Origin of the sequence: Sphingomonas adhaesiva (assembly GCF_036946305.1) — a bacterium.
GTDB classification, from domain to species: Bacteria; Pseudomonadota; Alphaproteobacteria; order Sphingomonadales; family Sphingomonadaceae; genus Sphingomonas; species Sphingomonas adhaesiva_B.
Genome location: NZ_JAQIJJ010000005.1, coordinates 160,116 through 171,344, shown reverse-complemented (window position 1 = coordinate 171,344; position 11,229 = coordinate 160,116). Strand labels below are relative to the sequence as shown.

Here is an 11,229-nt window from a genome sequence, read left to right as displayed (position 1 = left end):
GGAACAGAAGGGGCTAAAGGCCTGGCCCACGCTGGAAAGAGAAGGGGCGGCCCCTCGCGAGGCCGCCCCTTCTCGTTGTCCAACCCGCCGCGGCGGAGCCGCGTCGCCGGTCCTTGCTTTAGCGAGGCCGGCCGGTCGTCGGATTCTATTCGGCGCTTAGCGCGAATAGAATTCAACGACGAGGTTCGGTTCCATCTTCACCGGATAGGGCACCTCGTCCAGCGTCGGCACGCGGATGAAGGTGACCTTGGCATTGCCGTCCGGCGCGACGTAATCGGGCACTTCGCGCTCGGCGAGCTGCTGCGCTTCCAGCACCAGCGCCATCTCGGTCGCCTTGTTGCCCAGCGAGATCTCCTCACCGACGTTGACGCGGCGCGAGGCGACGTTGCACTTCACGCCGTTGACGCGGATGTGGCCGTGGCTGACCAGCTGGCGCGCGGCGAAGATCGTCGGCGCGAACTTGGCGCGATACACGATCATGTCGAGGCGGCGCTCCAGCAGACCGATCAGGTTCTGCGAGGTATCGCCCTTCATCCGCGACGCTTCGTCGTAGCAGTGGCGGAACTGCTTCTCGGTGACGTCGCCGTAATAGCCCTTCAGCTTCTGCTTGGCGCGCAGCTGGATGCCGAAGTCCGACATCTTGCCCTTGCGGCGCTGGCCATGCTGGCCGGGGCCGTATTCACGCTTGTTCACCGGGGACTTGGGACGGCCCCAGATGTTCTCGCCCATGCGGCGATCGAGCTTGTACTTGGCGCTCTGGCGCTTCGACATGTGTATTCCTCAGCAATCTAACGAACGACGTTTTTCCCGGTATCGCGCCGTGTATCGTGGAAGATACGCAGGCCCACCGCTTCACCGGGGTACGGGGGCAATTGCGAAGCGGCGCGCCTAGCCGCGGCAGCAGGCAGAGTCAAGCTGGACGCCGCCTGCGGGTCCGCCTAGCAGCACGGGGATGAGCGACATCCTGCCCGGCCCGGACTGCACCACGATGGCGGAGGTACGCGCCGGCGTCGACGCGCTGGACCGCGAGCTGGTCGCGCTGCTGCGCCGCCGCTTCGACTATATGGACGCCGCCGCGCGCATCAAGCCGGCGCGCGGGCAGGTTCGCGACGAGGCCCGCAAGGCACAGGTGATCGCGCAGGCACGCGCCGCGGCGGAGGCGGAAGGGCTGCCGGGGGCGGCGATCGCGGACCTGTGGGAGCGGCTGGTCGAGGCGTCGATCGCCTATGAACTGGCGTCGTTCGACGAGCGGGCGGGCTAACGCCCCTCACGTCATCCCAGCGACGGCTGGGATCTCCCGATGGTACGCGCGGCGCCATCCAGGCAGAAGACCCCAGCCTTCGCTGGGGTGACGCGTGCCAAGGTGACGGACCTCGGTCGCCTCACACCTTCGCGGCGTAGATCATCCGGCCCGGCCCCAGCCGCTCGAACACCTCGGCCAGCTCATGCTCGCCGACCGCGAAGCAGCCCTGGCTGCGGCCCAGCATGCCGCGTCGCGCGATCATGTCGGGGTTGGCGTACCACGCGGCATGGACCACGATCGCGCGTTCCAGCGCATTGTCGTTGGTGGGGTCCAGCCCGATCAGCCGCTGCGACTTGCCGTGTTTCCCGACGTAATAATTGTCGGTCAGGAACGCGCCCTCGCACGACGCATTGGAGCCGTTGCCGTTGGAGAAGCGCTGGACATAGCCGGTGTGCGCCGGATCGGAGCCGCTGCCGTGCGCCACCAGCTTGCTGGTGACGCGCCCGTCCTCCAGGTTGATGAGGTGGAAGCGCGGGCGGCTGGAGCCGGCCGAGAAGTCCGCCACCGCGATCCGGTCACGCCGCGCGATGCGGCTGCCGTGGCGGTCCATCGCCGCCATCGCACGCTGCATCAGCCGCTGGTTGACGCCGGGCGCCAGCACGCTGCGCGACACCGGCTGTGCCGCGACCGCGGCACGCGGCGTGTGGAAGGTATCGGGCAGCAGCGATTCCGGCTTGCCCCGCACCCCGCGTCCGTCGCGCATCCCCGCGGACACCGCACTCGGGATCATCAACGCGCCGGCAAACAGACCGCCGGTCTTCAACAATGCACGGCGCGACGGCACCGCATCCTGCGACCACTTCATCGGTTCGAATTATCCCCGCTCGAATGACGGTCAAATAGCAGAAAATGAGTGAACAATCCGCAACCTCCGCGACTGCTTGCGATCAAGTTGCGGACATCCGGCGTAGAATCCCAACGTTTCGTCGCCCCGGCACCAATTCGGGCGCCGCACGTTCCATCGGGTGACGCCCGCCCGGTCTGTTCGGGCGAGCATGGACGAAAGGGATCCGAGATGCGGCGATTCGCCACCCTCACGATCGCGCCGGTCCTTGCCGGCATCCTGGCGATCACGCTCGCCTCCGCCCCCGCCGACGCGCGCGCCGCGAACGGGGCGATGGACGAATATGCGCTGACCGAGGCGGCCGCCGATCTCGCGCCCAACCGCTTCCTGTGGACCGACGCCAGGGTCGACGGCGCGGTCAGCGTGCTGATCTCCATCCCCGACCAGCGCGCCTATGTCTTTCGTGGGCAGACGCTGATCGCCGCCTCCACCGTGTCGACCGGGACCGACGACAAGCCGACACCGACGGGCACCTTCACCATCCTGCAGAAGAAGGCGATGCACCGCTCCAACCTCTACGACGACGCGCCGATGCCCTATATGCAGCGGCTGACGTGGGACGGGGTGGCGCTGCACGCCGGGCGCAACCCGGGCTTCCCGGCCTCGCACGGCTGCGTCCGGCTGCCGTCCGCCTTTGCCAAGAAGCTGTTCGAAGCGACGCAGCTGGGCGCTACCGTTGAGGTGACCGACATGGCCTATGTCTCGGGTGGTGGCGCGCCGCTGGGCGGCGAACGCGGACTCGACCCGCTGCTGGCGAGCCGTTAGCCTCCGCCCCGACAGGCCGCCGCCTGAGCGGCCGAGCGGGAGATGAGAGGATGCGCACGCCGATCTGCGCGATGTTGGGGATCGACTTTCCCCTGCTCGCCTTCAGTCATTGCCGCGACGTGGTCGCCGCGGTCAGCCGCGCCGGCGGGTTCGGCGTATTGGGCGCGACCGGACATACGCTGGAGACGCTGGAGACCGAACTCGCGTGGATCGACGCGCATGTCGACGGCAAGCCCTATGGCCTCGACGTGTTGATCCCCGAGAATCTCGCGACCGGCGGCGCGAAGGGGATCAACCGCGCCTCGCTGGCGGACAAGGTGCCGCCGCAGCACCGCGCCTTCGTCGAGACGCTGGCGGAGCGGCATCATTTCACGATGCCCGCCGAGCGTGCCGACAGCGGGGCGCCGGCGCCGTTCGACCCCCATCTGGCGCTGGCGATGCTGGACGTCGCGTTCCGCCATCCGATCAGGCTGATCGCCAACGCGCTGGGCGTGCCGCCGCCCGCGATGATCGAGATGGGCAAGGCGCACGGCGTCCCCGTCGCCGCGCTGGTGGGGGCGAAGGAACATGCGCTGCGCCAGGTTGCTGCCGGGGTCGACATCCTGGTCGTGCAGGGCGGCGAGGCCGGCGGGCATTGCGGCGAGGTGTCGACGATGGTGCTGGTGCCCGAGGTGATCCGCGAACTGGAGCGGCGCGGCAGCCGCGTCCCCGTGCTGGCGGCGGGCGGGATCATGACCGGCGAGCAGATGGCGGGCGCGATGGCGATGGGCGCGGACGGCGTGTGGACCGGATCGGTCTGGCTGGCGACGCCGGAGAGCGAATGCTCCGACGTGTTCCGCGAGAAGATGGTGGCGGCCACCAGCCGCGACACGGTGCGATCGAAGAGCCGCACCGGCAAGCCGTCGCGCCAGCTGCGCTCCGCCTGGACCGACGCATGGGAGGGCGAAGATTCACCCGGCGCGCTGCCGATGCCGTATCAAAGCCTGATCAGCGAACCCGCGATCCGCGCGTGCGAGAAGGTGGCCGAGCGCGGCGACGCGGAGGCGCGTGCGATGGTGACCTATTTCGTCGGGCAGGGCGTCGGGCTGGTCGAGCAGGTCCGCCCGGCGGGGCAGGTGGTGCAGGACTTCAAGCAGGGCTTCGCCAGCGCGATGGAGCGGATGATGGGGATGGTGGAATAGGGCGCTCGTCACCCCGGACTTGATCCGGGGTCCCGCTTCTTCCTTCAGGCCGGTGGGAAGCGGGACCCCGGATCAAGTCCGGGGTGACGTGGGGTATTTGATCGGCCTATCCTCCTCCCATGCGCAACATCGTCATCCTTACCGGCGCCGGTATCTCCGCCGAATCCGGCATCGCCACCTTCCGCGGCCCCGGTGGCCTGTGGGAGGGGCATCGCGTCGAGGACGTCTGCACGCCCGAGGCGCTGGCGGCGGATCCGGCGCTGGTGCATCGCTTCTACGACCTGCGGCGTGCGGCGCTGGAGACGGTGCGGCCGAACCCGGCGCATGAGGCGCTGGCGCGGCTCGATCGCGCATGGTCGGGCGAGTTGCTGATCGTGACGCAGAATGTCGATGACCTGCACGAACGTGCCGGCGCGACGCGGATGCTCCACATGCATGGCGAATTGCGCTCCGCCTTGTGCGCGGCGTGCGGCGAGCGGCATGCGTGGACGGAGGCGCTGCCGCCGGGGACGGCGTGCGCGGCGTGCGGGGCGGCGGCGATGCGCCCGGACATCGTGTTCTTTGGCGAGATGCCGTACCGGATGGAGCGGATCGAGGCGACGCTGGCGCGTGCCGATCTGTTCGTGTCGATCGGGACGTCGGGGGCGGTCTATCCCGCCGCGGGGTTCGTGCGCGCCGCGCGGGCCTATGGCGCGGCGACGCTGGAATTGAACCTCGATCGGTCGGAAGGGAGCGCGTGGTTCGACGAGACGCGGCTGGGGCCGGCGGGGACGCTGGTGCCGGCGTGGGTGGACAGTTTGCTTTCTTCGTCACCCCGGACCTGATCCGGGGTCCCGCTTTCACCCTGACGTTGCGGGAGAAGCGGGACCCCGGGTCAAGCCCGGGGTGCCGGAGGGCGTCACACGTCCAGATTGGCGACGCTCAGCGCATTCTCCTGGATGAACTCGCGGCGGGGTTCGACCACGTCGCCCATCAGGCGCGTGAAGATCTCGTCCGCGACGTCCGCCTGATCGATCGCGACCTTCAGCATCGAGCGGTTGGCGGGGTCGAGCGTGGTTTCCCACAACTGTTCCGCGTTCATCTCGCCCAGCCCCTTGTAGCGCTGGATCGACAGGCCCTTGCGCCCCGCCGCCAGGATCGCGTCGAGCAGCTGCGACGGACGTGCCACCAGCGCCTCGCCCTTGCCGACGGCCAGCGTGTCCTCACCCTCTTCGTCGGTGGCGACGGCATCCGCGGGCGCCTCGACCGCGGCGCCCTTCACCGGCACCAGCTTGGCGGCATGTGCGAACACCTCCGCCTGTTCGGCCGCCAGCGTGTGGAGCTTGCGCGCCTCCGCCGATGCCAGGAACGTCGCCTCGACGATGTGATGGTCGGTCACGCCGCGCCACAGCCGCTGGAAATGTATGCTGCCTTCCTCGGTCAGCTGCGCGGTCCAGGTCGCCTCGACGTCACCCTGGTCGAGCCGGCGCGTCACCTCCGCCACCGCCGCCTCGCGGCTGGCGCGCGTCGCCTCGGGGTCGAGCGCGCCGCCCAGTGCCAGCGCCTCGATGATGACCGGATCGTAGCGCCGCGGGACGTAGCGCATCAGCGTGCGCATGCGGCGCGCGTGCTCGACCAGCGGCCGCAGGTGCGCGCCGGTCAGCGTCTCCGCGCCGCGCTCCAGCGCCATCGCGATCAGCCCGGCGTCGACGAGGTAATTATCCAGCGCGGCATCGTCCTTCAAATACACTTCCGACCGCCCCTTGGTCGCCTTGTAGAGCGGCGGCTGCGCGATATAGAGGTGCCCCGCCTCGATGATCTCGGGCATCTGGCGGTAGAAGAACGTCAGCAGCAGCGTGCGGATATGCGCGCCGTCGACGTCGGCGTCGGTCATGATGACGATCTTGTGATAGCGCAGCTTGGCGAGGTTGAAGTCGTCGCGCCCGATGCCGGTGCCCATCGCCTGGATCAGCGTGCCGATCTCCTTGGAGCCGAGCATCCGGTCGAAGCGCGCGCGCTCGACGTTCAGGATCTTGCCGCGCAACGGCAGGATCGCCTGAAAATGCCGGTCGCGCCCCTGCTTCGCCGAGCCGCCGGCGGAGTCGCCCTCCACCAGGAACAGTTCGGACCGGGCGGGATCGCGCTCCTGGCAGTCGGCCAGCTTGCCGGGCAGCGAGGCGATGTCCATCACGCCCTTGCGCCGCGTCAGTTCGCGCGCCTTCTTCGCCGCCTCGCGTGCGGCGGCGGCGTCGATCACCTTCTGCACGATTGAGCGTGCGTGCTGGGGGTTCTCCTCCAGCCATTCCGCCATCTTGTCCGCCATCAGGCTTTCGAGCGGCTGGCGCACCTCGGACGAGACCAGCTTGTCCTTGGTCTGCGACGAGAATTTCGGGTCGGGCAGCTTGACCGAAACGATTGCGGTCAGTCCCTCGCGCATGTCGTCGCCGGTCAGCGACACCTTCTCCTTCTTCAACAGCCCCGACTTGTCGGCATAGGCGTTGAGCGTGCGCGTCAGCGCGGCGCGGAACGCCGCGATATGCGTGCCGCCGTCGCGCTGGGGGATGTTGTTGGTGAAGGCCAAGACGTTCTCGTAATAGCTGTCGTTCCACTCCAGCGCGACCTCGATCCCGATCTGGTCGCGCATCCCGCTCACCGAAATGGGATCGGGGAACAAAGGCTGCTTGTTGCGGTCCAGCCACTTCACGAAGGCGGCGATCCCGCCCTCGTAATATAGCTCTACCGAGCGCGGCTCCTCGTGCCGCGCATCGTTTAGGAACAGCCGCACGCCGGAATTGAGGAACGCCAGCTCGCGATAGCGATGCTCCAGCTTGTCGAAATCGAACTCGACGATCTTGAACGTGGCGGGGGAGGGGAGGAAGGTGACGCGCGTCCCCTTCTGCCCCTCGGCCTTGCCGACGACCTTGAGCGGGGCGACCGCGTCGCCGTGCGCGAAGCGCATGTAATGCTCCTCGCCGTCGCGCCAGATGGTCAGGTCCAGCCACTCGCTGAGCGCGTTGACCACCGACACGCCGACGCCGTGGAGGCCGCCCGACACCTTATAGGCATTGTCGTCGGACGTATTCTCGAACTTGCCGCCCGCGTGCAGCTGGGTCATGATGACCTCGGCCGCGGACACGCCCTCTTCCGGGTGGATGCCGGTGGGGATGCCGCGCCCGTTGTCGGTCACCGACACGGAGCCGTCGGCGTTCAGCGTGATGTCGATGCGGTCGCAATGCCCCGCCAGCGCCTCGTCGATGGCATTGTCGCTCACCTCGAACACCATATGGTGGAGGCCCGAGCCGTCGTCGGTATCGCCGATGTACATGCCCGGACGCTTGCGCACCGCGTCCAGACCCTTCAGCACCTTGATCGAGGAGGCGCCGTAGTCGCTGGTATTCTGCTGTTCTGCCATGCCCATCATATAGGCATGGCGGGCGTGCAACGAAAGCGAAATAGGGGCGTTTCAGGCGGTCGCCGCCGCCTGCGCATGGGGCAGCGCGCGCTCGCGCAGCGACAGGTACAGGATCGCGGTCAGAGTCAGCGCGCCGGACGCGATGCCCAGCGCCACATCATAGCTGCCGGTGGCGTCGTACAGCCGCCCGAACCCGACGATCCCGGTCGCAGTGCCGCCCAGCGCCATCAGCACCAGCCAGCCATAGATCTCGCCATAGGCGCGCAAGCCGAACAGCCGCGCGGTGAAGAAGGGCAGCAGGTCGTTTTCCGCACCGTTCATCATGCCCGCGAAGAAGACCAGCACCATCAGCAGCGCGAAGCCGGGCGCGGGCACCTCCAGCAGCGCGAAGGCGAGTGCGGAGACGAGCGCCACCGCGGCGGCGATCAGTTGCGGCGTCCAGCGATCGATCAGCGCGCCGATCACGATCCGCGCCACCACCTGCGCGCCGCCGAACGCGGCGAGCAGCAGCGCCGCCTGTGCCGCGGTCAGCCCGCGTTCGAGGCCGAACGGCACCAGCTGCGTGACCAGCCCGGCGGTGGCGAGGTTGATGCAGAAGGCGCTGGCGCCCAGCCGCCAGAAGCGCGCGTCGCGCCGCGTCTCCGCCGCGGTGGGGCCGTCCACCGGCACCTGCGCGGCGGGCGCGTCCGCGTCGGGGCGGGTGGGGCCGGCGGCGGCGCCGCGCACCGCCAGCAGCGCCAGCGGCATCGCCACCAGCGTCGTCACGATCGCGAGCGCGACGAAGCCGCCACGCCAGCCCCAGCCCGCGATCACCCAGGCGACGGCGGGGGGCAGCAGCACCGTCGTGACCGACAGGCCCGAGGTGGCGACCCCCAGCGCCAGCCCGCGATGCGCCCGGAAGCACGCCGCCAGCGGCTTGCCATAGACGATCGCGCTGGTGCCCGGCACGCTGAGCGCGAGCAGCAGCACGAGCAGTTGATATTGCCAGATCTCGCCCTGCATCATCGCGAACCCGCCATAGGCGACGCCCAGCAGCGTCATGCACAGCAGGATCACAGGGCGGATACCCAGCCGGTCGGCGGCCCGCCCGAGAAGCGGGGAGGCGACCGCGCCGATCAACCCGATCCCGGCCGCGGTCGCGATCTGCCCGCGGGTCCAGCCAAACTCCGCCATCATCCCGGGCGTGAACAGGCTCGACAGATTCTGGAACAGCCCCGGCCCGGCGCCGATCCCGATCAGCGCGCCCAGCACCAGCGGCCACCCACGCCGCCATTCGGCGCGCGCGGCGACGCGATTCGCGTCCCTCTCCATGATGTTAGCGTAGCAGGCGCGCCGGCCGCGTCACCCCCCGGCGGCGCGCACCTTCGTCAGCAGCAGGAAGCAGGTCGCGGCCAGCGCCAGCGCGACGCTGCCCGTCACCAGCGCGGCGGCATAGCTGCCGGTCCAGTCGTGCAGCCGCCCGAACCCGACGATGCCGATCGCCGATCCCGACAGCGCGATCGGCATCGCGCTGCCGTAGATCTCGGCAAAGGCGCGCAGCCCGAACAGCCGCGCGGCGAGGAAGGGCAGCAGGTCGTTCTCCGCGCCGTTCATCAGCCCGCACAGGAACACGATCGTCAGCAACGCGCCCAGCCCGCCCGGCCCCCAGGCGAGCAGCAGGAAGGCGAGCGCGGAGACGATCGCGATCGCGGCGGCCACCGGGAAGGGGCGCAGCCGGTCGATCAGCACCCCCACCAGCAGCCGCCCGGCGATCGCGCTGACGCCGAAGCCGGTGAGCAGCAACGCCGCCTCGCCCGCGGGCAGCCCGCGCTCGATCCCGATCGGGACCATCTGCGTCACCAGTCCCGTGGTCGCGAAATTGATCAGCAGCGCGGACAGGATCAGCAACCAGAAGCGCGCGTCGCGGCGTGCCTGCGGCGCGGTCAGCCCCGGCAGTTCCGCCGCCGGGGCGGCGTCCGCGCGCGGCGCCGATGTCGCGAGCGGCGCGTCGCGGATCGCGATCAGGATCGGCGGCAGCGCCACCGCCACCGTGGTGATCGCCAGCGCCAGCAGCGCCGTGCGCCAGCCATAGCGGTCGATCACCAGCCCCAGCAGCGGCGCGACGACGATCGTCATCGTCGCCAGCCCCGACGTGCCCAGCGCCAGCGCCATGCCGCGATGCGCGACGAAGCGCGCCGCGATCAGCTTCCCAAACGACAGGCTGCTGGTCCCCGGCAGCGCCGCCACCACCAGCAGCACGCCGACGGTATAATGCCATAGTGCGCGGTCGACCGAGGCGAGCCACAGATAGCCGAGCGCGAGCACCAGCATCGATGCGATCACGACCGGGCGCACGCCCAGCCGGTCGGCGGCGCGACCCACCGCGGGTGCCGCCAGCGCGCCGATCATGCCGACGCCAGCGGCCGTGGCGATTTCTCCGCGGGTCCAGCCCAGATCGTGCTCCAGCCCGGGCACGAACAGGCTCGACAGATTCTGGTACAATCCCGGCCCCAGCCCCGATCCCAGCATCGCGGCGGCGACGATCGGCCAGCCGCGGCGCCATTCGCCCGGGTGCGCGTCGCTGCTATGGAATATGGTCCTGCGCATGTTCCACAGCCCTGACATCGCTCCCTCCGTCGGTCGGACGCCGCACGCCCCCATGCCGCGGACCATGGCGGGATTTCACGAATTTGTCATAACGCAATCGGAGTAGGACAGGCGATCAAAGCGCGATCCGCGTCGCGGTTCCGGTCGCGGAGAACAGCGCCGGCTCAGTGCCGGTCATCCACGTCTGGCCCAGCGGCTCCAGCCGCCGGAACAATGCGGCGCGACGATCGGGGTCGAGGTGCGCGGCGACCTCGTCCAGCAGCAGCACGGGCGCACGCCCGACCTGCGCCGCAACCAGTTCGGCATGCGCGAGCACGATCGCCAGCAGCAGCGCCTTCTGCTCGCCGGTGGAGGCGGTGGCGGCGGGACGCGCCTTGTCGACATGCGTCACCGCCAGATCGGCGCGGTGCGGCCCCGCCAGCGTCCGTCCCGCAGCGGCGTCTCGCGCGCGGCCCTGGCGCAGCGCCTCGGCGAGCGCCTCCCCCTCGCCCGACCAGCCCTCCAGCGCGACGCGCGCGCGCGGCAGATCGCCCGCAGGCTGCGCCACCAGCGCCGCGTCCAGCGCGGCGATGGTGCGGCGGCGGGCGGCGTCCAGCGCGCCGCCGTGGAGCGCCATCTGCGCCTCCAGCGCGGCGAGCCATTCGGCATCGGGCGCCGCATCGGCCAACAGGCGGTTGCGATCGCGCATCGCCGCCTCATAGCGTGCGGTGTGGCGCGCGTGATCGGGCGCCAGCGCCAGCGTCAGCCGGTCGAGGAAGCGGCGGCGCTCGCCCGCGGCATCGGTGAACAGCCGGTCCATCGCCGGGGTCAGCCACAGCACGCCCAGCCGCTCCGCCAGTGCCCCGGCATTGGCGGCGGCGCCGTTGACGCGGACCACGCGCCGCTCGGGCGCGGACGGCAGCGTGCCGGTCGCCAGTTCCACGCCGTCCGCCAGCGTCGCGGCGACGCCGAAGCCGCCGGCGCCGTCGCTGCGCGCCATCTGTGACAGGGGCGCGCGGCGCAGGCCGCGGCCGGGTGCCAGCAGCGACACCGCCTCCAGCACATTGGTCTTGCCCGCGCCATTGGCGCCGGTCAGCACCACGAACCCCGCGCCCGGCGCCAGCGTCAGCGCGGCATGATTGCGGAAATCGGTGAGGACCAGGCGCGACAGCATCGCCCG

The 11,229-nt window shown here is 70.0% G+C and carries 10 protein-coding genes; 4 read left to right on the top strand and 6 right to left on the bottom strand.

All coding sequences use genetic code 11. The features are described from left to right. Positions 1–156 precede the first annotated feature (156 nt). Positions 157–771, bottom strand: coding sequence for a 30S ribosomal protein S4 (rpsD, locus tag PGN14_RS09895; protein ID WP_335299350.1), 615 nt, complete (start codon positions 769–771; stop codon positions 157–159). A 181-nt stretch (positions 772–952) separates the two neighbouring features. Here rpsD and PGN14_RS09890 point away from each other — a divergent pair, with 181 nt between their 5' ends. Continuing rightward, complete coding sequence (locus tag PGN14_RS09890) at positions 953–1,261, top strand: chorismate mutase (protein ID WP_335299349.1); 309 nt, start codon at positions 953–955, stop codon at positions 1,259–1,261. Positions 1,262–1,382: 121 nt separating this feature from the next. On the opposite strand, the gene PGN14_RS09885 is transcribed toward PGN14_RS09890, so the two are convergent. Next, complete coding sequence (locus PGN14_RS09885; protein ID WP_335299348.1) at positions 1,383–2,108, bottom strand: murein L,D-transpeptidase catalytic domain family protein; 726 nt, start codon at positions 2,106–2,108, stop codon at positions 1,383–1,385. A 210-nt stretch (positions 2,109–2,318) separates the two neighbouring features. Between PGN14_RS09885 and PGN14_RS09880 the strand changes: the two genes are divergently transcribed. From PGN14_RS09880 to PGN14_RS09870, 3 genes are all read left to right on the top strand, one after another. Beyond that, a complete protein-coding gene (locus PGN14_RS09880; RefSeq protein WP_335299347.1) occupies positions 2,319–2,912 on the top strand; it encodes a L,D-transpeptidase family protein in 594 nt (197 codons plus the stop codon). Positions 2,913–2,962: 50 nt separating this feature from the next. Next, a complete protein-coding gene (locus PGN14_RS09875) occupies positions 2,963–4,093 on the top strand; it encodes an NAD(P)H-dependent flavin oxidoreductase (protein ID WP_335299346.1) in 1,131 nt (376 codons plus the stop codon). Between the two features lie 119 nt (positions 4,094–4,212). After that, positions 4,213–4,917 carry an NAD-dependent deacylase gene (locus PGN14_RS09870; RefSeq protein ID WP_335299345.1) on the top strand — a complete coding sequence of 235 codons (705 nt, stop codon included), beginning with the start codon at positions 4,213–4,215 and terminating at the stop codon, positions 4,915–4,917. A 74-nt stretch (positions 4,918–4,991) separates the two neighbouring features. On the opposite strand, the gene gyrB is transcribed toward PGN14_RS09870, so the two are convergent. The 4 genes from gyrB to recF all read right to left on the bottom strand — a co-directional run bounded on the left by gyrB (position 4,992) and on the right by recF (position 11,223). Continuing rightward, the gene (gyrB, locus tag PGN14_RS09865) at positions 4,992–7,484 is read right to left on the bottom strand and encodes a DNA topoisomerase (ATP-hydrolyzing) subunit B (protein ID WP_335299344.1); all 2,493 of its coding nucleotides are present in this window, start codon (positions 7,482–7,484) and stop codon (positions 4,992–4,994) included. 51 nt (positions 7,485–7,535) lie between these two features. After that, positions 7,536–8,795, bottom strand: a complete 1,260-nt coding sequence (locus tag PGN14_RS09860; RefSeq protein ID WP_335299343.1) for an MFS transporter — start codon at positions 8,793–8,795, stop codon at positions 7,536–7,538. A gap of 30 nt (positions 8,796–8,825) precedes the next feature. Further along, on the bottom strand, positions 8,826–10,070 hold the full coding sequence (locus PGN14_RS09855) for an MFS transporter (RefSeq protein ID WP_335299342.1): 1,245 nt from the start codon (positions 10,068–10,070) through the stop codon (positions 8,826–8,828). Positions 10,071–10,185: 115 nt separating this feature from the next. Further along, positions 10,186–11,223: a DNA replication/repair protein RecF gene (gene recF / locus PGN14_RS09850; RefSeq protein ID WP_335299341.1), complete on the bottom strand. Its 1,038-nt coding sequence runs from the start codon at positions 11,221–11,223 to the stop codon at positions 10,186–10,188. Positions 11,224–11,229: the final 6 nt, after the last annotated feature.